Here is a 25,039-nt window from a genome sequence, read left to right on the forward strand (position 1 = left end):
AATGTCAACGCGGTGAAATAAAAAGGAGCCGCTGACGGCTCCTAAACGTGAGGTGGGTCTGTGTATCAGCGGAACGGCGGTTCGTCGAACGTACGGAGCTTGCGGGAGTGCAGTTGATCGACCTCCGAACGCAGCAGGTCGACCGCGCAGATGCCAATTTGCAGATGCTCGGAAATCGCGCCTTCATAAAAACGGTTGGCCTGTCCGGGCAGCTTGATCTCGCCGTGCAGCGGTTTGTCGGAGACGCAGAGCAGGGTGCCGTAAGGCACGCGGAAGCGGTAACCCTGTGCGGCGATCGTTGCGCTTTCCATATCTACCGCGACGGCGCGGCTCAGGTTGAAGCGCCGGGCTGAAACGGAATAGCGCAGCTCCCAGTTACGGTCGTCCGTCGTGACGACGGTGCCGGTACGCAGGCGTTGTTTCACCTTCTCGCCGGGCATGCCGCTGACGGTCTTGGTGGCGTCGTAGAGCGCCCGCTGTACTTCGGCGATGCTGGGAATTGGAATGTCCGGCGGAAGAACGGAGTCGAGCACGTGGTCATCGCGCAGATAGGCGTGAGCCAGCACGTAATCACCGATGGACTGACTTTCGCGCAGACCGCCGCAGTGGCCGATCATCAGCCATGCATGGGGACGCAGGACGGCGAGATGATCGCAGATGGTTTTCGCGTTGGAAGGACCGACGCCGATATTCACCAGCGTAATCCCGCGTCCCTGCCGAGAAAGCAGGTGGTATGCGGGCATCTGGTGATTTTTCCAGGCCAGATCGGAGCCCGCCTGCTCGGGATGGCGCGTTTCCGCCGTGGTGTAGCTGCCGCCGGCGCAGGAGAGCGCGTAGTAAGGGCTGTTCTCATCCGCAATCTGTTCGCAGGACCAACGTACAAACTCGTCCACATAACGGGTGTAGTTGGTGAACAAGACGAAAGGCTGGAAGTGCTCGACCGGCGTGCCGGTGTAGTGTCTGAGACGGGCCAGCGAAAAATCGGTTCTCAGCGCATCGAAGTGAGAGAGCGGAAAGTTTTCTTTGGATTGATGAAACAGGCCGTCTGCCGTTTCATCGCCGATCTGCGCCAGTTCGGTCGTCGGGAAATACTGCGCCAGCCCGGCGCTCATCGAGCGGTTCAGCCCCAAATTCGCGCCGTCGATAACGTAGGGATAGGGAATTTCCTGCTGTGAAGGCACGACTTCGATCACGGCGGCGTATTCGTTTTCCAGAATCTCAAGCTGTTCAGACAGATAGCCGCGAAACAGGGCGGGGCGGGTGATGGTGGTGCTGTAACAGCCGCCGTGGGTCAATCGGCCATACGCGCGGGTTTTGTTCTCAGAAGGAGAGCGTCCATCCCAACTGACACGCAGCTCGGGATAAACAAAAAGACCGTTGGCGCGCGCCGTGGCGTCCGGCAGCGTGCCTTCATCGATAAACGCGCTAATGGCGGAGCGCAGCGAGGCGACCGCTGCGTCATACAGGGCTTCCAGTTTGTCGAGCGCTTCGGTGGCCGTGAGGCCGGCAGCGGATGCTTTACTCATCTTTTCTCCTTGGTTTGCCGGGCGCAACGGCGTCCGGCGAAATACGGTGCTGTCATCGTAACGGCAGGTCACGCGGCGCTATGTCATAAACTATGCTAATCATGATGTAGTGAGTCTACACGAGGATCGGCGTCTCTTGTATGCGCACCCGGCTCATGGCCTTGATTCAGGCGCCGTCACAGCGAAATGGCGAGCCATAAGCGTGAGTTGGTACACAACCACGGTGCGATTTAGTAGGATGTGCCCGCATGAACGCCCTCAGGCGATTCATGTTTTCAGGAAAACCTATGCCTTATAAATCTTTTGCTTCGTTCACACCGCGCGGATTGCGTCGTCTCTTAGGGAAAAACAATCCTTCTGCACCGGGAAAAACCATGATTGGTTTCCTGGTAGTGAGTTTCATCGTGTTAGCCACGACCAACGGGTGGAACTTCTGGCAGTCCTACCATCGGCAGGTCCTGGAGGTTGAGCAGGATGTCATCAATCTCTCGGTGATTTTGTCGCGTCAGGCGGAAGATACCTTTGTGCCGATAGAGCTGGCCATTATCGACACGATGCGTGAGATTCACGGCGATATTAATTCGCTGAGTGCCGAAAAGATCACCGCCGTGCTTGAATCTCATCGCGTGCTGCTTCCGCAAATCGTCGGACTGTATCTGTTCGACGATAAAGGCAACCTGATTGCCTCGACCGGGCAGGGCTCTCGCTATGTGTATAACGCGTCCAAGCGCAGCTACTTCATCTGGAACAAGAGCAATACCAGCGAGGACCTGTTCATCGGTCAGCCGCGCATCAGCGTGATCTCGGGGAAATCCGTGATTCCAGTATCGAAGCGCATCAACGGCAAAAACAACGAGTTTAAAGGCATTTTCCTGGCCTCGGTCGATCCTAACTATTTCGGGCGTTTTTACAGCTATTTCAGCCTGAATTACGACTCGATTCTGTCTTTGCTAAATGTCGACGGTTCCCCGCTGTACGTTTATCCGAATGAACAAAAAACGCTGATCGAGAAATACTCCACCGGCGCGTTGGCGGATAAAGCGCTGAAAAGCAGCTCTGTCGGCGTCGGATCCTGGCATACGCCGTTTGATGGTCAGACGCGTGTTGTGGGTTACGTAAAGCTCAAACGATATCCGCTGATCGCGGCTGCCAGCGTGAATAAAAATGAGCTGCAACTGCGCTGGATGGCGGATAATATCGCCGCGATAGCCGTTAACTTTTTGGTCCTGATTTCGCTGGTGTTGCTGGGAACCTTTGTTCTCAAACAGATCCGTATCACGGTGCGTAACAAAGAGATGCTTTCCATGATGCACCGGGAAGTGGAAGACCAGAATCAGGTGCTGCAAGAGCTGGCGCTGGTCGATCCGCTGACTCAGCTGGCGAATCGTCGCCGGTTCGATCTCTATCTGGAACAGTGTCTGACGACGGCGGGCGTCGAGGGCGGCGACGTGGCGCTCGCGATGATCGACGTCGACTTTTTCAAACGTTATAACGACACCTATGGTCACATCGAAGGCGACCGCTGCCTGGCTGAAATCGGGCTAATCCTTCGTTCGCTCCCGCTCCCGGCAGGCGCTCAACCCGCCCGGTACGGTGGGGAAGAGTTTTCGATTATTTTGCCGGGGCTTTCCGGCAGGCAGGCGGAGCTGGTAGGCAACGAGATGGTTGAAGCGATGAGGACGCGCGCTATCAAACATCAGGGGTCTCAGCTGCCGCAGAAAATTGTTACGGTCAGTGTCGGTGTTTATTCCTACACGTCTAAACATCCCTGCGATGCCCAGCGTTTGAAAGAGGGGGCGGATCAGGCCCTGTATCTGGCGAAGAAAAAAGGGCGTAATCAATGTATTCGGCTTTAGCGTTATTCAACCTATAAAAGTAATTTTGTGCGAAATATAGGCGACGCAATCGTTATCACTGAATAAAGTATTATTTTAGTTAGGTGATAATTCCCAGGCTCTCTATTTGGTGCGGCAAATATTTCGTCGCACTTTTTCATTATCCTTTTTCTTTTTCCCATTCGATGATGCGCACACCCAGTTTTGACTTTGCTGGTTTATTATCCTGCTGCTAGTGTTATTGCTAGACGTATAATCCACGAATTTACATTTTGGCGTGATAAGTCTTTTTGTTTTAAAGGCTTGTTAAAGATTTAAACCACCTAGTCGATAGCCCCAAAGAATACTGATAATAACCAAGGATTTTTAAATGTACGAACGAATTAAGATTCGAAGCGGCTTATATGCCGTTATCGCTATATTTTTTATATTATTATCTGCGCTGTGCGGATTTAGTTTGTTTTCTTCTATCCAGAGCAATAGTTCAATTCAAAAAGTGGATACCATTCAGGGCGACCAGGTCATTCCACTGTCTTCTACCTACACCGATTTATTGAGTGCCCGACTCTTGTCGATGAATATCGCCTCATCTATCGAGAAAAAAGATAATACCGAGACCGTCGCGCCTAATTTGAAAAAACTGGGTACGTATGTCGACAAAGCCAAGTTGACGATGACTGACCTGCGTAAAACGCGTGCGTTGACCCCTCAGGGCCGACAGCTGCGTGCGGAACTGGATGCGGCATTCGATGACTATGTGTCTACCGCTATCGACCCGATGGTGATTGCACTAAACCAAGGCAATGTCAGCCAGTTTTATGGCCAAATCGAACCGTTAGCCGCAGAGAAAGGTGAAGTCTTCAGACAGAAACTGATGAATTTCATCGACTTTGCACAAACCGTCGGCGACAGTGAAATCTCACGAGCGGAGAGCTTCTACAAAACCACCCTGACGATCCTTATCGCGGCGTTTGTGGTGGTGCTGTTGTTGAGTATCTGCTCGATTCAGTTTATTCGTACCGTCGTATTGTCGCCGGTTGAACGCGTTCGACACTATTTCGGCATGATGGAAGGCGGCTCGCTGGCGCTGGACATTCCGCCGCAGCACAACACTGAAATGGGTAAACTGCTTCAGTCTCTGAAGGACATGCAGGAAGCTTTCCGCCGAATCGTTGCCGATGTGCGTGACTCTTCGGCGGCCGTGGCCTCCGGCGCGCAGCAGATTTCTGCGGCTAACCGCGACTTCTCCTCCCGTACGGAAGAGCAGGCGGCATCGGTTGAAGAGACCGCTGCCAGCATGGAGCAATTGACGTCCTCGGTCCACGAAAACTCCGCTAACACCCAGCGCGCAATGGCGCTGACGGCGACTGTGGCTGAATTGGCGGAAAAGAATGCCAGCAACTTTGGCAAGCTCATCGCGCGGATCGACGGTATTGCGACCAGCTCGAATAAGATTAACGATATCATCTCGATCATGGATGGCATCTCATTCCAGACCAACATTCTGGCGCTGAACGCCGCTGTGGAAGCCGCGCGTGCCGGCGAAGCAGGCAAAGGCTTCGCCGTGGTGGCGGCTGAGGTACGGAATCTGGCGCAGCGCAGCGCGGGTTCGGCTCGTGAAATCAAAACGCTGATTGAAGAGACCTCTAACGAAGTGTCGATGGGTTCTAAAGTGGCGTCTGACTCGTCGGCCGATATGAATCTGCTGGTGGGTGAAATCAAAAAGGTTAACGAGTTCATGCAGGAAATTTCGCTGGCCTCTTCCGAGCAGGCGAAAGGCATCGAACAGGTGAATGTGGCGATTACTCAGTTGGAGCAGGTCGCGCAGCAAAATGCGGCGTTGGTGGAAGAGTCAGCCTCAGCCAGTGCGTCCCTGAACGACCAGGCGGTCAATCTGGACGAAACGATGGGATTCTTCAAACTGGATAATCACACGGCCGCGCTGGGACATCACCAGTAACGTCATAACGTTCTGCGCCGTAAGTCCCGCGTTGAATAACGTGGGAGCAAGGTTTGCGCTAGCGTGATCACAAAGCCCGCCGACATTGTCGGCGGGCTTTCTTGTTTTTCGGGGAGAACACATGTGCGCGACCTGTTCAGGCCGCGGGGACCTTGAAGTCAGAAGTGCTATGTACGGTGGTCAACGTCACGCCCAACAACACGAGCGTGGTTGCCGCTAAATGGTAGAGGTACAGCTGTTCCTGAAGGAACAGCGAGGACAGCAGAAACGCGTACACCGGCACCAGATACATGGACGTGCTGGCGCGCGCCGCGCCCAGCAAGCTCACAATACGCGAATAGACGCTGTAGGCGGCGATACCCGCCACCAGCGCCAGAAACAGAATGGCGTACAGTAGATGCGCTGAAAGAACCGGTGCTGCCTGCGTGATGCGCCATTCCAGCGGCAGAAAGGGCAGGAGAATGGCGGCGCTGCCCATGGCGATAATCCACAGCTGTACGAAAGCCGATACGGCAATGGGACGCTGGCGTAATAGCGCCGTGTATCCGGCCCAGGCGGTCGCCGCGATAAAGGCGATGATGTCGCCCTGATTGAATTTCAGCTGTAGCAGATGTGAAATATTCCCTTCGAATACCACCACGCAAATACCGAGGAAGGCGATGCTCGCGCCGATGAAGAAGTTGGAGTGCAGCGGGATGCGCCACACCACACGTTCAATGACGGAAACCATGATCGGAGAGAGTGAAAACAGCAGCGCGATATGGCCTGCGCTGGTGTGATGCGCCGCGGCATATTGCGGCGCGACGCTGAGCACGCCGCCCAACAGAACGAGCAACGCGATATCTTTTCCTTGTCGGCGGAGCGTCGGCGCAGCCCGGCGCAAAGGCGACAGAATAAAAGGAAAAATGGCCACAGCGGCGATGAGCCATCTTGCAAAAGCCAGCGTGAGCGGCGGGATTTCAGGGCTGATCCAGCGTGCGACCACCATGTTGCCGGAGAACAACAGCGGCGCGAGTAGGAAGAGCCCGGGAACAGCCAATAGCGATATTTTATTCATGTTCTTTCCCTCTTATCACCTGCGAGCATCAATCTGGACAGTGGGCGCGCTATTCCGTCGTGTCGATAAATCCGTGCCTGAAGGCAACCTTACTTACGGTTTGCCGCGCGGGCCTGAAGAGAGTCAGCCAGTGGATGAACTGGCGGCTTTTTTCAGTATAAAGAGGGTTGTCGCTAATTATTTCCTGCGTTTTTCTTTATTTATACGTTAATTCGGTAAATATTTATGGTGATAATGAAAATCTAAGCATAGCTATGCTGTAGTGGGGAATTGATGGCAAATAAAGATAAAGCGCTGGATATGACCGATAAGCGAATCTTATCGGCATTGCGACGTAATGGTCGCCTGACGGTGGCGGAATTGGCCGAAGAAGTCGGGCTTTCGTCGTCGCCCTGTTGGACGCGACTCAAACGTCTGGAATCGACCAAGGCGATTGAGGGCTATGTGGCGGTCATCAATGCCAAGGCGGTGGGGGCATCGGAAGTCTTCTTCATCGAGATCACGCTGGAGCATCATGACGATCGTATGCTGGAGCAGTTCGGTCAGGCGCTGATGGACATGCCCGAAGTGCTGGAGGCGCATTTGGTCACGGGTGATTATGACTATTTAGTGAAGATCGTGGTGGCCGATGCCGAGCACTACGAGCGGTTTCTGCGTCAGAAGCTCTACCGCGTTAAGGGTATCCGACATACTCGCTCGACGTTTGCATTGCGCACGCTGAAAAGAGAGATCTCCGTCGATCCTTTGTTATTACCCACGGCTACGTCGTAGTCGGTACGACAAAAAAAGGGCGGCCTCATGGCCGCCCGTCCCGGAGTGAGGCGAGAGAATCAGTTGAACAGCAATCCGCCGTCGATCAGCGGCGCTTGTCCGGTCATATAGTCGGAGTCAGGGCTGGCGAGGAAGGAGACAAATGCCGCCACATCTTCGGGCGTTTCCGCGCGACCCAGTGCAATGCCGTCGACATATTTCTTGTAGGTCGCGCCAATCGCCGCACCGGTTTCTTCGGCCATACGTTTGTCGATTTCGATCCACATGTCCGTGCCGACGACGCCGGGGCAATAGGCGTTGACGGTGATGCCGAAGCTGGCCAGCTCTTTAGCGGCGGCCTGTGTCAGCGCACGTACGCTGAATTTGGTCGCTGAATAGACGCCGAGCAGGGCAAACCCTTCATGACCGGCGATGGAGGAGGCGTTGATAATTTTCCCTTTTTGATTACGCGCCTTGAATTTCGTCGCTGCCGCCTGAATGCCCCACAGCGTGCCTTGCACGTTAATCTGGAAAATCTTCTCGACATCATCCTTGGTGACGCTGAGCAAATTTTTGGTCTGGCTGATACCAGCATTGTTGACGATGATGTCGAAGCCGTTCAGCTCTTTCTCTGCAAAATCAACGGCGGCGAACACCTCTTCACGCACGCTGATATCGGCCTTGTAAATGACGGCTTTACGGCCCAATGCGCGGATCTCTTCCGCGACGGATTTGATTTTGTCGTCTTTGACATCGACCAGTGCGATATCCGCACCGTCTTTTGCTAAACGCAGCGCGATCCCTCGGCCAATACCTTGTCCGGCGCCGGTCACCAGCGCGACTTTACCTGATAAAGACATAATCAACTCCTTCGAATGAAATAGTTTTATTACGCTAAGTTTAGCTGCATATCTCCATGGCTTGATATTTTTATAACTAATTGTTATTTAACGATTTTATTTATATTTTATTTTTTGTTGAGATTTTGTGCTGGGATGCGGACATCCAGCGTAATAATGCGCTGGTATTATTTTATTTAAGGATGAAATTGAGGATATTTAGGGGCGTTTTTTGGGGTTGGAGAGGCAAGTGCCGAAGTGTGACTGGCTTCTCTGAATTTGTTTAATATATTGTTTTTAAATATAATCATTCGCCTTTTTCTTAGGGCGTGACTAACGGGCCTAACGTTTTATAAAACTAAGGATCTCACACCCGTCAGCGACGGGTGGTATCTTTTCCTGACCCGTAATGAGCGGATAGAATAACGGCGCATCGCGCGCGGTGACCGACATCTCCGCGAATGAAGGCATGCTTTCCGAAAAGCATCGGGCTCTGGAAGCAGAACCGCAGATGATGAAAGCGGGACGCTTGGCGTTTGCGCACCGCTTCTTCGTTTTTATCCGCGCAAGTGGCTTATCCCGTGCAGGACGCGTTGGGATTGGCGTACCACTGCCGGGCGTGGGTTGAGATCTGCGTAGCCAGATGGGCGAACACACGTTGCTCCGCCGCTACCAGCTGCGGTATTCCGCCTGGCGCATTCTCGGTGAAACGACTGGCGCATACCAGACGGGCCGAACGTTCGGCGCCAGGCTGGCTGAGACTCCAGTCGGCTTCGAGTTGGACACGCTGGCCCGGCCAGGCGTCCAAGCGACGTATTTGCACCAGCACGCGTATGACGGGGTTATCCGCAGGACGCGGCAGCCCGGAGATATCCTGCGTGTTTAACTGGGCTACCAGTCCCGCAGCGAGCGCGGTGCGGACCTCATCGCTGAGCGCGCTGAGCCAGCGCTCATTGTCGAGGACGCCGACGCCGCCTTCACCCTGACGCACAACCAGCTGCGGCAGGTCGATTTGCGGCGGTACGCCAACCGGCAGTACGGCGATCAAAAACGGCGCAGGGGGCGTGGCGTGCGTTGGCGCGGCGGCTGGCACCAGCGTGTGATAATTCATCTGCGGTGATGCGCAGGCGGCCAGCAGCAGGATGATGGCGGTAGCGAAGGAAAAACGGACGTGTGCGATCATTTTGTCGCTCCTGAATGGGGTGAGGGGCTGACCTGAGTGAGTGGCGGATCGTGCGGTCTGCCCTGAAGCAGCGACTCGGGATGACGTTCTATCTGGTCGGCCAGCGTGCGCATTGAACGCAACGCGCGCAGCAGTTCCTGCAGGTTTTGCCCCAGCGTCATCATGATCGGTGAATCTTCCGCCATCAGGCCGTTAGCCGTTTCAGCCGTTTGTCGCATCTGCTTGAGCAACTGCGTGGTTTCCGGCAACGTCTGACCGTTCACCTGACGTAACGTTTTATCCAGGCTTCCCAGCGTCGCGTTCAGGTTGTTGCTGATGGATTCGAGCGGCATCTTGTCGACTTTGCTGACGATACTGGCCAGCTGTTCCTGCAGGCGATCAAACCCTCCACTGGTGGTGGGAAGGCGCAGCGGGTGAGCGTTTAAATCGAACTTCACCTTGGGCGCCTGCGGAATGAAATCCAGAGAAATATAGAGCTGACCGGTCAGGAGATTGCTGGACGCCGCCTGAGCGCGCAGTCCCTGATCGACCAGGTCTCGCGTGAACCTGGCCGTTTCCTGCTCGATGTTGTCCGTGACTTTAGGCAGCTTGTTCAGCACATTGCCCATCCGGTTGGGATACACCTCGATGCCGACGACGGAGGGGAAGCGGTAGCCTGTATGGTTGTAGTCCAGCTCCACCGATACAACCTGACCGATTTTGATGCTGGAAAACTCGACGGGCGCGCCGACCGCGAGGCCGTGTAGCGAGCGTTCGAAACGTAGCTGGAAGAATATCGCTGGTCCGTCCGGCGGCGCCATTGCGCTGTCCTGATCTTTGGCGAGCCGATACGTGATGTCGCTTCCGGCAGCGGGTGAACCGCTATCGCTATCGGGAGTAGCGAAGGCGATACCGCCCGTCACGATGGACGCGATCGTTTGTGTTCTGAGGCGAAAACCGTTGGCGCCGACTGAGACATCCAGACCGCTGGCGTTCCAGAAACGGGTATTGGCGGTCACGAAGCGGTTATAAGGCGCGTCGACAAAGACCTGTAACGCGACGTTTTTGCCGTCCTCTTTTAACCGATAGGACGCAATACGGCCGACCTGGACCCGGCGGTAGTAAACCGGAGAGCCGATATCGAGCGATCCCAAATCGTCCGTCAACACTTCAAACTGACTGCCGGGCATTCCGTTGATGACGGCGGGCGGCGCTTCGAGTCCGGAGAAGGCGCGTTTTGATTCCTCGGACGCGCCTTTATCAACCCCGATATAGGCGCCGGACAACAAGGTATCAATCCCGGTGACGCCGCCCATGCCGACGCGAGGACGGACGACCCAGAAACGGGTATCGGCCCGCGCCAGGTTTTCCGCGCTCTTATCCAGTTGTACGGTGACCCGCACGCGGTCACCGCCGTCGTCGAGCGCAAGGGACGAGACGGTCCCGACCGTCACGTCCTTATACTTGACCGCTGTTTTACCGGCTTCCAGCCTGAGGCTGTCAGAAAGGTAATCGTGATCTCGGGACCCGCCGAGAACCACGTTTTCGCCAGCAAGGCCGCGCCGGTAAATAGCGCAATCGCCGGAATAAGCCACACCAACGAAATGTGCCGGCGTTGGCGTGAGATGTCCGGATCGCCGGGTTCGTTGTGTGGGTCGTTCGTAGCATTCATTTATCATCACCATCCCAAATGAGGCGTGGATCAAAGTTCATTGCGGAAAGCATGGTAAGTATCACCACCAAACCGAAATACAAGATGCCGCTGCGCGGCTCTACATCGCTGAGCATTTGAAATTTGACGAGCGCGGAAACGGCCGCGACGACAAAGACATCAAGCATGGACCAGTAACCGATGAGCTCGGTTAACCGATACAGCTTTGCTCGTTCGAGACGGGCGCCGGCGCTCTGTTTCCGTGCGGAGATCAGCAGCACGCCGAGCGCCAGAAACTTGATGCACGGAATCACCACGCTGGCGGCAAAAATCAGCAGGGCGATACCGTATGAACCGGCGTTCCAGAAGTCGATCACCCCCGCCATGATGGTGCTCTCACTGCCGTTGCCAAACAGACTGGTGTACATCACCGGCAGAACGTTGGCCGGGATATAGAAAATTATCGCAGCCATCAGGAGCGCCCAGGAACGGCTGATGCTGGCGGGGTGTCTCGGGTGAAGGCGCGTATGGCAGCGCGGGCACCGCGCTGGTATAGGCGATGTGCGCTCTGGCTCGCAGACGAGGCGGCATAAAGGACAGCCAATGACGCCGAGCTGTACGGCGCGTATTGGACTACGCATGAGCGGCCTCCCGAGGGGGCGGGGCATCGGTGTAGTCCCACAAGATGAGCACATTCCGATGACTGATCACCACAAGAAGCACCATTAGCGTCGCCATTGCCCAGCAGCCGGGACCGGGAAGCACATCCAAAAATCCCGACAGTTTGATGCCTGCGACCATAAAGCCGAGCATGCCGACTTCAACCATGCTCCACGGACGGATTCGATCCTGAATCTTCATACAGAGAATAAATCCCGGAGCGCGCCGCCGACGCCGGGCGGACAACAGTATCCAGCCAAACAGCAAAATTTGCAGCGCGGGGATGACGATGAGCAGCAGCGCGGTCAATAAAGCCAGCAGCAGCGTCGGCCCCTGAGCGAGCGCGACGGCGGTCTGCCAGAGCGTCGCTGAATTTTGCACGCCGTGGAAACTGACCCGGAGTACCGGAAAAATGTTAGCCAGCACCCAGACGATCGCGGCCGTCAGCGTGATCGCCAGCCACGCGTTAAGATCGATCGGTGCCGCGCGATACAGTACTGCCGAGCAGCGCGCGCAGCGAGCGGATTCGCCATTTTGCAGCAAAGGCTTCTGGTAAACGCTGTCGCACTGCGCGCAGACGGTAAGATGACGGCATGTTTTCATGATAATTCGGGCGATGAACGCCCCTCAAAGGAAGCCGCGGGTGGACGAGGGCTGAGCTCCGCAAGGTAACCCATTGTATATTGACTCTTTAGATATCCGGATGGCGAGCGCCATAGATTCGGGTGGAAAGTGGACGTTGCGATAGAGTGCCACGGGTTTAATTTTTACGCTCATATATTTACGCCAGTCGATTGGGCGGGCGTCACGCGAGGCGAGAGAAACGGCCGACAACGTCACGGCGGGCGGCGGTTGTACGCCACGTTCGACGCTGAATAATGGCCGGTCTTGCGCAGGGGTATTCACGGCCACGCAGAACCCGACAAGCAGAATAACTGACCGCAACATCTTGAGCTGGTTATACATGAGAGGGACTCTGTCAGATTCAAGTGATACCGAAAGCCGCCAAAACCGGCTTGCTGACTGAAGTCGGCCAGCCTTTACAAGGTCAGACCTCGGCGGTACAGTAATGACAATTAGCGAAAATAAACCGTACGGTTCAGTTTTGCACCGATTTTTTTTTGCTGTCAAGAAAATGGTGATATGCCAATCTCGTTATTGCAGGTGAGACAATGAAAGTACGGACTCAGGCCCGTCGTGAATCTATCGTCAGCGCTGCGGCCCAACTCTTCCAGGAGATGGGGTACGAGCGCGCATCGATGAATGAACTGGCGAAGCGTCTCGGAGGCTCCAAAGCTACCCTCTATAGTTATTTCCCGTCCAAAGAAGCGTTGTTCGTCGCCGTGGTGCGAGCCCATGCGACGATGCACTTGTCAGACGCTGTCGCTGAGCTGGCCGATCGCATCGAAACCGGCGTCTCCTTTAATCAAACGCTGATGCGTTTCGGCGAATGCATGTTGTCAGTGCTCACCAATGACAGTAGCGCACTGGCCGTCTATCGTATGGTGGTTGCGGAAGCCGGGCGGTCGAACATCGGTATGCTGTTTTACGAATCCGGTCCCAGCGAGTGCCTGGATGTGCTGTCCAATCTGATGACGACAGCGATGGAACAAGGCGATCTGCGACAGGACGACCCTCGCATTCGCGCGTTGCAATTTCTGGCGCTAGTTACGGCTGAAACAGAGATTCGCATCTTCCAGTGTGAGCCTGAACCGTTTAGCACCGATGAAATCCGTGAGCTGACCCGACGGGCGGTCGATATGTTTCTGGCGGGCGCCGGTCCACGCTAACGGCCTATTTTTCACGTTAATCTCCCTTCTGCCGGGATTCATGATCAGCCATGCTGAGTCCTGGCGCTTTTTATCGCCTCTCTCCCATCCATATTATTCACGAATAGGATATCTCGACGCGATGCGCCATCATTAATGCGCCTTCGCTATAAAGATATACGTAGTTACGCCGTTATTATATTTCTTCGATCGGTATTGGTGTTAATGTTAATCAATATGCTTTAGCTAATTAAATCTCACTTTGTCGACAGTATATTATGAAATAGTATCAAGGCTATGGTAATATCAGCTGCCTGATTACCGATATGGATATCATTGCGCTAACACAGGTCGACCCCAAGAACTTTAACGATCGTGTCATTGATGGCATTATTTTTGTTTATTTTTTTATCTCCTCTTAACTTAATGCGGAGAGGGGGACGTGTACCTGCCGGTAATATTTTGGCCTGTCAAAGTTGCGCAGAACGATGAAACCAAAATAACTAACTGATTCAGGAAAGCCAACATGACATAAATTGAACCCCCCATAATAAATATCAACGTATAAAATATTTTTATCAATGTCTCCTGAGATATAAAAAATAAAAATGCATTAATTCGGTCGGCGCGATACGGTTTTCTCACCACGAAAGGAAAAAAGAGGAAAATCTAATGATCTGAGGGGAATGATGGGTGTTGAGTCGTGCTGGATAAGAAAGCTATTGCCAGCCTGGTGAAAAATTAATAATCAGCGTAAAAATAGAGAGATAGTGTAAATGATTCATCCATCACCTCCCGTTTCTATCTATATTATCTTCACTGTGAAAAAGAGGATGCGTATCTGAAATGTCATAAATTAACTACCGTAATGTTATTATATTTAGATGTAATTCAAGATGAAAGATAAGACATTCTAAATAAAAAACACATGCCTGATTTTAAATCCACGGGAATTAGGTGGTCGTTTACAAGTAATTAACAGGAGTAGGAAAACGATAATCCGCGATCAGAATGGGTTCTGATTCTGAAATCGATATCGCCTGTCGGTGATAAGACGTGATTACCATATGTACTGAGTGGAGCGCATGCATTTTAAGGGGGAGCTTGTATCTGGCTGCGTGAGTGAATGGTGCGATAATCCAGTGTTGGCGGCGCTCTTCGGGATGAGGAGGTGGGGGGTGTGGCGCTTGAAATTGGTCTTAAAAAAGGAGGGGTAAACTTTCTTATTGTTAAGAAAATTCTTGGTAAGGGGTCATTTCTGAAAAAATTCTGAAATAATGTGACTGATGTTCATTCTTTTTATTCGGTGTTATACTTCTTAAAAATCCTACACGAGAGATATAATTTTATGGCATCGCCTCTTTTATGCTAATGGCGATTTATGGCTAGTTGTGACTAAAGTTGGAGGTAATAAAGAAACAATGGATTATGTGTTTTTTCTCGAAGATGAAATAATAACTTATTCGCTTCAAAAAATAATTCGTAGTAAGATTATGACTACAGTCGACATGAGCCATGTCGCGACTGATGTGAGTGATTTGATGCGATATCCCAATAAAGAGGTCAGTAAGGTTTTTTTTATCGGAACTTCAAATGAATGCCCGATAACAGCATCTCTTGTCGACGTGATAAAATTCATCAATAAGGAAAATAGAATTATTCTCTTTAAAAACAACGCATCGTGCTATAACTTAAATTATCAGAAATGCGACTCAGTTATCGGGCTGAAAAGTCCCATTGCTGAGATAGTCTCTTCGATAAAGAAAGCCACCCAATCTCCACTCTATATTAACACCGAGCCGAAACCAAGGAGACTATCATCCAGGGAAATGTTTGTTCTTGAGCAACTCGCCACAGGGAAGTCAAATAAAGAAGTTTCCTCGATGCTGTGTCTGAGTGAGAAAACTATCAGCAGTCATAAGAAAAATATCCTTAGAAAACTTAACGCAAAAAATATTATCGAAGCTGTAAATCGCATATAAACAAATCATCTTCATATCGTATACACACTCAGAACATTATTTCAAAATAGCTGTTTTATTTTTTAATTTAAAAAACTTTTCATTATATTAAATGGTTTTCCCCATTAACAATGGGTGAAATTATTTTCTATACCCTGAAGGAAAAAATTCTATTCACTGAGATAATCTTTTGGCATCAACGCGATGAACCTAACTTGTTTTCGAATGCGATGAATATGTTAAAAATAATTCGTTAAAGGGAATGCGGCATACACTCTCCTGGCTTATTGTTACTAATTGTTTCTTTGCGTAAACGATTGGCGGAGTGATGTAATAACCCGTGATTAAGGTGAAAATTACCGAGCATAGAGGGGGCTATGCTCTATCCTGGTCGTCTTCGATTTCCTCTCTTGACAGAAGAATGTCAACGCCTCTTCTTCCCCCGGTCAGACAAGGTAATTCTCTCGCCATTTCACAGCTATTTCCTCTTTTTGAACTACACCTGCGGCGGCTAACACGACTGGGGGGGAGATGTCTCGCCGACGTCAGTAAAAGGCGCTAAATCGTTCAATCACCCTGGCATAGTGACTAGGACTCTACGCGGTTAATCACTTAACGAGCGTCACCCTGGTAGCCCCGGCAGAGGGGAACTCCCCATCCTCAAAAGGGATTTTTCCGCCTTTGATGGTCTCCGCCATCTTCATTGCCGAACATCGTCGACTATTCCGTTATTCGCGGTATGCTGAATAGGGCGACGGCGCGCGCATTCAAGGCTTCTCGCCGACGCTACGCGTAATTCTCGGGCTGTTAAATCATCAGCGCTATTTCCCTGATAAAAGATAAAAACGGAGACTGTAGCAGTGAAGAAAATGACCTCCATACTTCTGGCTGGATGCCTGTTCACGCTGGGATCCGCCTGGGCGGAACAGACCACGGTGCGTTTCGGGTTGGAAGCCCTGTATCCGCCGTTTGAATATAAAACGCCGGAAGGCGACCTGGCCGGTTTTGACGTGGATCTGGGCAATGCGGTCTGTGAAGCCGCTAAAGTTCGCTGCACCTGGACCGAAGCCTCCTTCGACGGCCTGATACCGGCCCTGCAGGCGCGTAAATTCGACATCATTAACTCGGCCATGAATGTGACTGAAAAACGACGTCAGGCGATTGATTTCACCGATGTGATTTATCACATTCCCAGCTTGCTGATCGCCCGGGCGGACAGCGGACTGCTGCCGACGGTAGCGTCGCTGCGCGGAAAACAGGTCGGGGTATTACAGTCCTCGGTGCAGGAAAGCTATGCCAATGCTCACTGGGCGCCCAAAGGCGTCAATGTGGTCTCTTATCAAGACCAGGATCAGGTTTACCAGGATCTGGAGTCTGGTCGTCTGGACGCCACGTTGGTGATGGCTGCGGCCGGGCAGAGCGGTTTCTTGTCGCAGCCGATGGGTAAAGGCTTCGCCTTCGTGGGCGGCGCGGTGGAAGACGAGAGCATTCTGGGACGCGGTATCGCCTTCGGCTTGCGTAAGGGCGACGACGGGCTTCGCCAGCGTTTGAATACGGCGATTGCTGAAGTGAAAGCCAAAGGCACGATTAACGAACTGTCTAAAAAATATTTCGGCGGATTAGACGTCACCGCGAAGTAACTGGACGACGAGGATCCGGGCGTTCACGCCCGGATTTGATGCGCTTCAGGCAACGTTTCCCACACTACCGCACCTGACACAACCGCCGCGCGCCTTCCCGCAACGTGTCATCATCTTTCGAGAAACTTAAACGGATCAATCCGGTGTCAACGCCTTCGCTATAGAACGCCGACAGCGGGATGGTGGCGACCTTATAGTCCCGAATCAGCTTGAGAACGAAATCGTCATCGCTCAGATCGCTGAACTCCCTGAAACGCGCCAGCACGAAGAAACTACCGCCGCTCGGCAGCAGCTCGAATGGAGAGGGTTGCAGCGCATCCACCAGCAGATCTCGCTTGTGCTGATAGAACTCGGCCAGTCCCAAATAGCTCTGCGGGTCCGCCATCATGGCGGCGAATGCATACTGCATCGGCGTATCCGCCGAAAACACCATAAACTGGTGCACTTTTCTAATTTCATCCATCAACGCTTTCGGCGCCAGACAATAGCCGACGCGCCAGCCGGTAACGTGATAGGTTTTCCCGAACGACGACACGATGACGCTGCGTTCCGCCAGCGCCGGATGACGCGCCATGCCGTGATGGATACCGTCATCAAAGACCATGTGTTCATACACTTCGTCAGACAGGATGGCGATATCGGTGTCGCGCGTCAGAGCGGTGAGTCGTTCGATGTCGTGTTCGTCGAAAACCATCCCGGTGGGGTTATGTGGGCTGTTGACGATAATCATCCGGGTTTTGGGGTTAATGGCCGCGGCCACTTCATCCCAGTCGATGCGCAGATCGCTCAGCGACAGTTTGATCGGGATTGCGGTTGCGCCCTGCAAACGGACAATCGGCGCATAGCTGTCGAACGCGGGTTCGAAATAGATCACTTCATCGCCCGGATGCACCAACGCGCTAATGGCCGAGTAAAGCCCCTCGCTGGCGCTGGCCATGATCGTGATCTCCTCATCGGCATCGTAACGGGCGCCATATAGCCGTTCAGTTTTCTCCGCCAGCGCGTGGCGCAATGCGCTCAGACCAGTCATGGACGCATACTGATTATGTCCGTCGCGCATGGCTTGGGAGACGGCGTCGATCAGCTGAGGCGCACAGGCGAAGTTAGGCGCGCCCTGCGACAGGTTCAGCGCCTGATGCTCGGCGCTCAGTTGGCCAATCACGGTAAAGATGGTAGTGCCGACATCCGGCAGCTTGGAACGGGTGGCGCATGCGCTCTGCATGGATAGCTCCTGTTTGTCATCGGGAATAGGGTCATTAAGTAATAGAAAACCCTGGGCAACAAGGGAAACTTTGTCATACTAGCCATGCACTCAGGACATGGCTTAACCGGCTGCGACGAGGAGTATCATGGTCCAGAACCGCCCTTCGCTGGATGTACTGCACACCTTCGCGGTGGTATCTCAGCATCTCAATTTCACCCATGCGGCACAGGCCCTCTGCCTGACGCAGGGCGCAGTCAGTCGCCAGATTCTGGGGCTGGAGCGTCAACTGGGTTACCCGTTGTTCAAACGTCATGCGCGCGGATTGATTCTGACGCCTCAGGGAGAGCGCTTGCTGACGCCGGTGCGTCAGGCGCTGGCGACCATTGATGAGGCGCTGGTGCGGGCCGCCGCCCGGCCGGGGACGTTGCGCATCAAATGCCCGACCTGCGCCATGCGCTGGGTGTTGCCTCGGGTCATTCGCCTGCAAAACGATATGCCGGACATTCATATCGAGCTGACGTCGTCGATTTCGCATGGGTTGGATTTCGATCACGAACATTTCGATGCGGCGGTGGTGTTTGGCCGTCCCTCGGCGCGTGGGCTGACGTTGCATCCGCTGTTTGACGAAGTGCTGACGCCTGTCTGCGCGCCCTCGCAGCTTCCGATCGGTCGGGCGATGACGCTGGAAGATTTGTCGCAGCACACGCTGTTGCACCCTACGCGGGACCGGCGTGACTGGCTGCTGTGGTTGCGAGCGGCGGGGCGTGATGCGTTGCCGTCCAGCAAGGCGCAACATTTTGATACGCTCGATCTGGCGATGAGCGCCGCGCAGCAGGGATTTGGCATCGCCATCGGCGATCTCTGCCTGCTGGAAGACGACGTGAAAATGCAACGGGTCGTCACGCCTTTCCCGCTCTGCGTGCCAAGCGGCTCCTCCTATTATCTGGCGTATCCGGCGTCTTCAGAGACGACGCCGTCACTCAGCGCGCTGACGGCGCGACTGACGGAAGAGGCGGCGCTCAGCCGGGCGCATGTCTCGTCGTTGATGCGGGCGGAGAGCCACGCCCGCTAGCGGATATTTCCCCGTTGCCAGATCGCATCCCGCACGGTAATCGGGCGGGACAGCAGTCCCAGCGCATAAAAACGGTCGGCGATAATCTGCTGCTCGCGGATCACCGCGATATCCATCGGACGCGTTCGGTGACTGCGTCGCTGCAACGCGCGTTCCAGCGACGCGGTGGCCATGCCCAGCTCGACGGAGAGACTCCGCGCCGCCTCGCTGCGCTGACTGTCGATGTTGTGGCCTGTCTGCGTCAGCAATTCCAGCAGCGGCTCCAGCACATCCTCATGACGAACGACGAAGTCGCGACGCGCCAGATAAAACTGATGGTTAAGCACACGTCTGCGCCCGTCGGCGATGACCCGCAACGCGCCGTCGCGTTCGGCATCGCTTAACAGCGGATCCCACATCATCCACGCATCCACGGCGTGGTAATCACTCGGCGTCAGCGGGTATTTGGGGGGGGAATACACGACGCGGACGTCGTTCAGCGTCAGCCCCTGTTCGTCCAGCATCTGCACCAGCAAATAGTGAACGTTCGAACCTTTGTTGACGGAGATCCGTTTGCCGCGCAAATCCGCCAGCGTATGAATATCGCTGTCCCGAGCGACCAGCATCGCCACGCTCTCCGGCGCGGGCGGTTCATAGGCGACATACACCAACGGCGTACCCGCGGCCTGAGCGAAAATCGGCGGGACTTCTCCCGTGGTGCCAAAGTCGATTTCATCGTTGTGCAGCGCGTGCAACAGCTGCGGCCCCGCGGGGAATTCGCTCCACAAGACGCTGATGCCCTGGCGTGAAAATTTGTTTTCCAGACTCTGGCGCGCTTTCAGTACGCCAAGAATACCGAATTTCTGATAGCCGATGCGCAGTTCGCGCTCCGGATGTCCGGCAGACGATGCCCCGGAGAAGGAAGAAGAGGCCACCGGCGCGGTTTTACGTCGGCCTTTGATTAGCCCCTGATTGGCCAGCAGCGTGCGCAGGGTGTTCCGGCTAACGCCCAGCAGCGCGGCGGCCTGCGTCTGATTGCCGTGGCTCAGTTCGAATGCGTTGCGGATGAGGGCATGCTGGAGTCGGTCATACAGCCGCTCCGCCTCGCTTTCCAGTTGCTGGCGGATAAAACGGTCAATCGCATCGTCGCACGTTGGGACATTCAGATCTGACAGCGTCAGATTAAGGCGCAACTGCGCCGGGGTGATATCGCCGTCTTTGCTCAGCAGCACGGCATTATGCAGGGTATTTTCCAGCTCGCGCACGTTGCCGGGCCAGCTATAGGCCATCAACGTATCCAACGCGTCCTGCGACAGTCGTCGGGTGGGACGGCCCAGACGGCGGGCATATAGCGACAGGAAATGCTGCGCCAGCACCGGAATATCGCCGGTGCGATGGCGCAGCGGCGGCAGGTCGACCACGGCGACGTTAAGACGATAGTAGAGATCTTCCCGAAAACGCCGTTCGCGAATGGCCAGCGCCAAATCGACATGGGTGGCGGCGATCACGCGTACATTCATCTTCACCGGTTTGCGCGATCCCACGCGGGTGATCTCCCGCTCCTGCAAGACCCGCAGCAGCTTGACCTGTAACGGTAAACTCAGCTCGCCGATCTCATCCAATAGCAGCGTGCCGCCCTCCGCGGCTTCAAACCAGCCCTGATGGGTTTGCGTGGCGCCGGTAAACGCGCCTTTCTCATGGCCGAACAGTTCCGCTTCGGCCAGGCTTTCCGTCAGCGCGCCGCAGTTCACCGCCAGAAACGGCTGCTGCCAGCGGGTGCTGTGATGATGCAGATAGCGCGCCACCACCTCTTTCCCCGTTCCGGTTTCCCCCACGATCAGCACCGTGGCGTCCGTCGGCGCCAGCTTGTCCAGCATACTTTGGAAGGCGAGAGAGGCGGGATCGATTAGCACTGGCGTATCGGCGGCGAAAGGCTGGGGGTTTTTCATCGATGGCGTTCACGGCTGAGAACTGGATGGCCTGAGCTTATCCCAGCGCCAGCAGTGATACGAGAGGACCATTGAGGCCCATTGCTGCAAACGCAGCAGTTGGTGATACCTATTTGCTGCAAATGCACCATTTTTACCGTCGGCTGGAGAGGTGTAATGCCATGATTTTATTAGATAAAAAATCACGTACTTCATGGCACGGATCCTGCTTTGATTTTTATAACTAAATTGGATCATTGTTTGTATAAATAATGAATATAGTTATATAGGAATCGAATAATGGCTGAGTCTGACAACGGCAATATCAAGGTTTTCTGGTTCCTGCCCACGCATGGCGATGGGCGTTATCTGGGGACGTCTCACGGCGGCCGCCCGGTGGATCTGGCGTATTTGCAGCAAGTGGCGCTGGCGGCGGATAACCTCGGTTACTACGGCGTCCTCATTCCTACCGGCAAGAGCTGTGAAGATTCTTGGCTGGTGGCCTCGGCGCTGGCGCCTATCACCCGTAAGCTGCGCTATCTGGTGGCCGTCCGTCCGGGCCTGCAACCGCCGACGCTGGCGGCCCGCATGGCGGCCACGCTCGACCGGTTGTCGGAGGGTCGGTTGCTGATCAACGTGGTGACGGGCGGCGATCCGGTGGAAAACAAAGGCGACGGCATCTTTTTGAGTCACGCCGAACGCTATGAGGTTACCGAAGAGTTCCTGCACGTGTATACCCGGCTGTTGAAGGGCGAGAAAGTGGATTTCGCCGGTAAGCATATTCAGGTCGAAGGGGCGGAAGTGCTGTTTCCGCCGGTGCAGGAAAATGGCCCGCCGCTCTATTTCGGCGGCTCTTCGCCGGAGGCCATCGACGTGGCGGCGGAACAGATTGATACCTATCTCACCTGGGGTGAACCGCTGGCGCAGGTTGAGGAGAAATTGCGGGTGGTGCGCGAGCGCGCCGACGCCAACGGACGGACGCTGAACTACGGCATCCGCCTGCATGTCATCGTTCGTGAAACCGAGGAAGAGGCCTGGGCGGCGGCCGATCGTCTAATCGCCCATCTGGATGACGACACCATCGCGCAGGCGCAGAAAATCTTCGCCCGTATGGATTCGACCGGACAGGCGCGGATGAGCGCGTTGCATCGCGGCTCGCGGGAATCTTTGCGGATCGGCCCGAATCTGTGGGCGGGCGTCGGTCTGGTGCGCGGCGGCGCGGGTACGGCGCTGGTGGGCAGTCCGCAGCAGGTCGCGGATCGCCTGCGTGAATATCAGGCGCTGGGCATCGAAAACTTCATTTTGTCCGGCTATCCCCATCTGGAGGAGGCCCATCGCTTCGCCGAGCTGGTGATGCCGCTGCTGCCGTTGGCGCCGTCGTCCCGCCAGCGTCGCGCGCCGTCAATACCGGCCCCTTTGGTGAAACCATCGGCGGCGACCGCCGACCGGTCAAACAGGTCAGCGCCAGCTAATCACGGGAGATCGCTATGCCTCATCAGGAAACTCGCCGCCCCATCCAGTTCGCCTACTGGGTGCCGAATGTCTCCGGCGGACTGGTCGTCAGCAAAATACCCCAGCGCACGCAGTGGGATCATCACTACAACCGCAAGCTGGCGCAGATCGCCGAGCACGCCGGTTTTGATTACGCCCTGACGCAGATTCGCTTCACCGCGGGTTACGGCGCCGACAACCAGCACGAATCAGTCACTTTTTCGCAGGACCTGCTGGCCGCCACGGAGCGTCTGACGGTGATCGCCGCGCTGTTGCCCGGTCCGTGGAATCCTGCGCTGGCGGCGAAGCAAATCGCCACCATCAGCCAGATTTACGGGCCGCGTATCGCCGTCAATATCGTGAGCGGCTGGTTTCGCGGCGAGTTCAAAGCCATAGGCGAGCCATGGTTGGATCACGAAGAGCGCTACCTGCGCTCGGAAGAGTTTATCCGCTGCCTGCGGGGCATTTGGCGCGAGCCGAGCTTTACCTTCGCGGGCGACTTTTACCGCTTCCGTGATTACGTTTTCAAACCCAAACCGCTCGACCCGCTGCCGGAAATTTTTCAGGGGGGCAGTTCACGGGCGGCGCGGGATATGGCGGCGCAGGTGTCGGACTGGTACTTCACCAATGGCAACACCGTAGAGGGCATTCGGCGGCAGGTGGAGGACATCCAGCACAAGGCGCAGTCGCATCAACGCCGGGTGAACATCGGCGTCAACGGCTTCGTGATTGCGCGGGACACTGAGGAAGAGGCGCGGCAGCAGCTACAGGCGATTTTGGATCAGGCCGATCCGGCAGCGGTGAAAGGTTTTCATCACGAAGTACAAAATGCGGGCAATGCGTCGCCGGAAAAAGAGGGCAACTGGGCGCAGTCCACACTGGACGATCTGGTGCAGTACAACGACGGATTCAAAACCAACCTGATAGGCACGCCTCAGCAGATTGCGGAGCGCATTATCGACTACAAACATGCGGGTGTGGACCTGATGCTGTTGGGCTTTCTGCACTTTCAGGAAGAGGTGGAGTATTTCGGGCGGGAAATCATACCGCGGGTGAGGAAAATGGAGCAACAAACGGCAAAGGAGCAGAACGATGACTGAACCTCATATTGTCATTATTGGCGGCGGCGTGAGCGGCGCGGCGTTGGCGATCCATCTGGCGCGGACCGTGGACAGCGCACTGCGCGTCACCGTGGTGGAACCTCGGGAGCGGCTGGGACTTGGCGTCGCCTATTCCACCCGAGAGCCTGCGCATCGCATCAATGTCCCCGCAGCGCGGATGTCTCTGTTTAGCGAAGACAAAACCCACTTCGAACGCTGGTTGAAGCGCCAGTCCGAGTTCCGCGAGGACAGCGCTGCGCTATGGCCTGACGGCAATGCCTACCCGCAGCGGGGACTCTTTGGCCGCTACATCGAAGGCCTGTTCGCTGACGTTGCCAAGTCCGGTCCTGTCCGGCTTCGTCACGTATGGGATCGGGCAATCGACCTGCAGGATCATATCGTGACGACGGCGAGCGGTCTGTCGTTACGCGCCGATGCGGTGGTATTGGCCATCAGTCATCCGCCGCCGGCGCTCCCCGAGAAACTGCGCCCCTGGCAGACGCACCCGGCGTTGGTCGCCAACCCGTGGCTGTCGGGCGTGTTGGACACGGTGGCGCCGACTCATCGCGTCGGCATCGTGGGGACGGCGCTCACGATGGCCGATGTGGTGGCTTCACTGCATACGCGCGGCCACCGTGGGCCTGTCGTCGCCTTTTCGCGGCACGGTCTGTTGTCCCGCAGTAATTTGAGCGTTGACGCGCCGCCGCCGCCCTGGTCGCTGTCGTCCGACTGGCCGACGACGGCGCGCGGCGCGCTGGCGCAAGCGCGGCGAGAAGTGGCCGACGCCGCTGAACAGGGGATTCCCTGGCAGGCGGTCATGGACGAGATCCGCGCTAACGGGCAGACCTTGTGGCAGACGCTGGCGCTGAAAGAACAGCAGCGTTTCCTGCGTCATCTGCGCAGTTGGTGGGATGTCCATCGTTATCGTACCGCGCCGCAGGTGGCTCAGGTGATCGCGGCGCGGCGGGAAGCCGGTGAGCTGCGCGTGCTGGCGGCGCGACTGCGCGGCGTCGGGGCTGACGAAACCACGCTGACGCTGCAACTCCAGCCGCGTCTGGGCGAAACCGAATCGGTGACGGTCGATAAGCTGATTGTGACCACCGGTCCGGCGCATGCGTCGCTTACCGAAAGTCAGCCGTTATTGCATTCGCTGTCGCAGCGCGGCGTGCTGCAACCCGATCCGCTGGGACTGGGCATTTTGGTCAATGAACGCTCGGAAACGCTGGATGCTCACGGTCAGGCCAATGCGCGCCTGCTGGTGGTGGGGCCAGCCGCACGCGGCCGTTTCGGCGAACTGATGGGGTTGCCGCAGGTGTCGCAGCATGCGGAAAGCGTGGCGCGATACCTGATGACCTCGGTGATCCCCGCTGCCGCCTCGGCGCGATGTCCCGTCTCTTCCTGAACCTTCACGACTCACTGACTCAACGAATCATCAATCGAGATTCCGGCCGAACG

The 25,039-nt window shown here is 55.4% G+C and carries 17 protein-coding genes and 2 pseudogenes; 10 read left to right on the forward strand and 9 right to left on the reverse strand.

From position 1 onward, the window contains the following. Positions 1–65: 65 nt before the first annotated feature. On the reverse strand, positions 66–1,526 hold the full coding sequence (locus AU509_RS04020) for an AMP nucleosidase (protein ID WP_094117705.1): 1,461 nt from the start codon (positions 1,524–1,526) through the stop codon (positions 66–68). 287 nt (positions 1,527–1,813) lie between these two features. On the opposite strand from AU509_RS04020, the gene AU509_RS04025 reads away from it, so the two are divergent. Next, positions 1,814–3,382 carry a sensor domain-containing diguanylate cyclase gene (locus tag AU509_RS04025; RefSeq protein WP_094117706.1) on the forward strand — a complete coding sequence of 523 codons (1,569 nt, stop codon included), beginning with the start codon at positions 1,814–1,816 and terminating at the stop codon, positions 3,380–3,382. 349 nt (positions 3,383–3,731) lie between these two features. Next, entirely contained in the window at positions 3,732–5,321 is a 1,590-nt protein-coding gene (locus tag AU509_RS04030; protein ID WP_094117707.1) for a methyl-accepting chemotaxis protein, read from the forward strand. 136 nt (positions 5,322–5,457) lie between these two features. On the opposite strand, the gene AU509_RS04035 is transcribed toward AU509_RS04030, so the two are convergent. Beyond that, a complete protein-coding gene (locus AU509_RS04035; RefSeq protein WP_094117708.1) occupies positions 5,458–6,378 on the reverse strand; it encodes a DMT family transporter in 921 nt (306 codons plus the stop codon). Between the two features lie 273 nt (positions 6,379–6,651). Here AU509_RS04035 and AU509_RS04040 point away from each other — a divergent pair, with 273 nt between their 5' ends. Next, positions 6,652–7,149, forward strand: coding sequence for an Lrp/AsnC family transcriptional regulator (locus AU509_RS04040; protein WP_085651920.1), 498 nt, complete (start codon positions 6,652–6,654; stop codon positions 7,147–7,149). Positions 7,150–7,208: 59 nt separating this feature from the next. Here the strand turns inward: AU509_RS04040 and AU509_RS04045 are convergent, their stop codons facing one another. The 5 genes and pseudogenes from AU509_RS04045 to AU509_RS04065 form a co-directional block, all read right to left on the reverse strand. Next, on the reverse strand, positions 7,209–7,988 hold the full coding sequence (locus AU509_RS04045; RefSeq protein ID WP_085651919.1) for an acetoin reductase: 780 nt from the start codon (positions 7,986–7,988) through the stop codon (positions 7,209–7,211). 553 nt (positions 7,989–8,541) lie between these two features. After that, complete coding sequence (locus AU509_RS04050; protein WP_085651918.1) at positions 8,542–9,150, reverse strand: PqiC family protein; 609 nt, start codon at positions 9,148–9,150, stop codon at positions 8,542–8,544. Further along, a pseudogene (locus AU509_RS04055) lies at positions 9,147–10,801 on the reverse strand (PqiB family protein). Before AU509_RS04055 ends, AU509_RS04050 begins: the two are co-directional and overlap by 4 nt. Beyond that, positions 10,798–11,421, reverse strand: coding sequence for a paraquat-inducible protein A (locus AU509_RS04060; protein WP_094117709.1), 624 nt, complete (start codon positions 11,419–11,421; stop codon positions 10,798–10,800). The pseudogene AU509_RS04055 and the gene AU509_RS04060 overlap by 4 nt, the downstream one beginning before the upstream one ends. Then, the gene (locus tag AU509_RS04065; RefSeq protein ID WP_094117710.1) at positions 11,414–12,043 is read right to left on the reverse strand and encodes a paraquat-inducible protein A; all 630 of its coding nucleotides are present in this window, start codon (positions 12,041–12,043) and stop codon (positions 11,414–11,416) included. The genes AU509_RS04060 and AU509_RS04065 overlap by 8 nt, the downstream gene beginning before the upstream one ends. Before the next feature lie 569 nt (positions 12,044–12,612). Here AU509_RS04065 and AU509_RS04075 point away from each other — a divergent pair. The 3 genes from AU509_RS04075 to AU509_RS04085 all read left to right on the forward strand — a co-directional run bounded on the left by AU509_RS04075 (position 12,613) and on the right by AU509_RS04085 (position 16,810). After that, positions 12,613–13,230, forward strand: a complete 618-nt coding sequence (locus AU509_RS04075; protein WP_085651913.1) for a TetR/AcrR family transcriptional regulator — start codon at positions 12,613–12,615, stop codon at positions 13,228–13,230. A gap of 1,370 nt (positions 13,231–14,600) precedes the next feature. After that, positions 14,601–15,191, forward strand: a complete 591-nt coding sequence (locus tag AU509_RS04080; RefSeq protein WP_139824013.1) for a helix-turn-helix domain-containing protein — start codon at positions 14,601–14,603, stop codon at positions 15,189–15,191. 839 nt (positions 15,192–16,030) lie between these two features. Then, on the forward strand, positions 16,031–16,810 hold the full coding sequence (locus AU509_RS04085) for an ABC transporter substrate-binding protein (RefSeq protein ID WP_085651911.1): 780 nt from the start codon (positions 16,031–16,033) through the stop codon (positions 16,808–16,810). A gap of 64 nt (positions 16,811–16,874) precedes the next feature. Here the strand turns inward: AU509_RS04085 and AU509_RS04090 are convergent, their stop codons facing one another. Beyond that, positions 16,875–18,032 carry a methionine aminotransferase gene (locus AU509_RS04090; RefSeq protein ID WP_085651910.1) on the reverse strand — a complete coding sequence of 386 codons (1,158 nt, stop codon included), beginning with the start codon at positions 18,030–18,032 and terminating at the stop codon, positions 16,875–16,877. A gap of 127 nt (positions 18,033–18,159) precedes the next feature. On the opposite strand from AU509_RS04090, the gene AU509_RS04095 reads away from it, so the two are divergent. After that, complete coding sequence (locus AU509_RS04095; RefSeq protein ID WP_085651909.1) at positions 18,160–19,086, forward strand: LysR substrate-binding domain-containing protein; 927 nt, start codon at positions 18,160–18,162, stop codon at positions 19,084–19,086. On the opposite strand, the gene AU509_RS04100 is transcribed toward AU509_RS04095, so the two are convergent. Further along, entirely contained in the window at positions 19,083–21,014 is a 1,932-nt protein-coding gene (locus AU509_RS04100; protein WP_094117712.1) for a sigma-54-dependent Fis family transcriptional regulator, read from the reverse strand. The genes AU509_RS04095 and AU509_RS04100 overlap by 4 nt on opposite strands. A 279-nt stretch (positions 21,015–21,293) precedes the next feature. Here AU509_RS04100 and ssuD point away from each other — a divergent pair. The 3 genes and pseudogenes from ssuD (at position 21,294) to AU509_RS04115 (ending at position 24,986) form a co-directional block, all read left to right on the forward strand. Then, positions 21,294–22,465 (forward strand): annotated as a pseudogene (ssuD, locus tag AU509_RS04105) (FMNH2-dependent alkanesulfonate monooxygenase). A 15-nt stretch (positions 22,466–22,480) separates the two neighbouring features. Further along, on the forward strand, positions 22,481–23,584 hold the full coding sequence (gene sfnG, locus AU509_RS04110) for a dimethylsulfone monooxygenase SfnG (RefSeq protein ID WP_094117713.1): 1,104 nt from the start codon (positions 22,481–22,483) through the stop codon (positions 23,582–23,584). Then, positions 23,577–24,986, forward strand: a complete 1,410-nt coding sequence (locus AU509_RS04115; RefSeq protein WP_085651905.1) for an FAD/NAD(P)-binding protein — start codon at positions 23,577–23,579, stop codon at positions 24,984–24,986. The genes sfnG and AU509_RS04115 overlap by 8 nt, the downstream gene beginning before the upstream one ends. The last annotated feature ends 53 nt before the right edge of the window (positions 24,987–25,039 follow it).

Origin of the sequence: Lonsdalea britannica, from assembly GCF_002111595.1 — a bacterium.
GTDB classification, from domain to species: Bacteria; Pseudomonadota; Gammaproteobacteria; order Enterobacterales; family Enterobacteriaceae; genus Lonsdalea; species Lonsdalea britannica.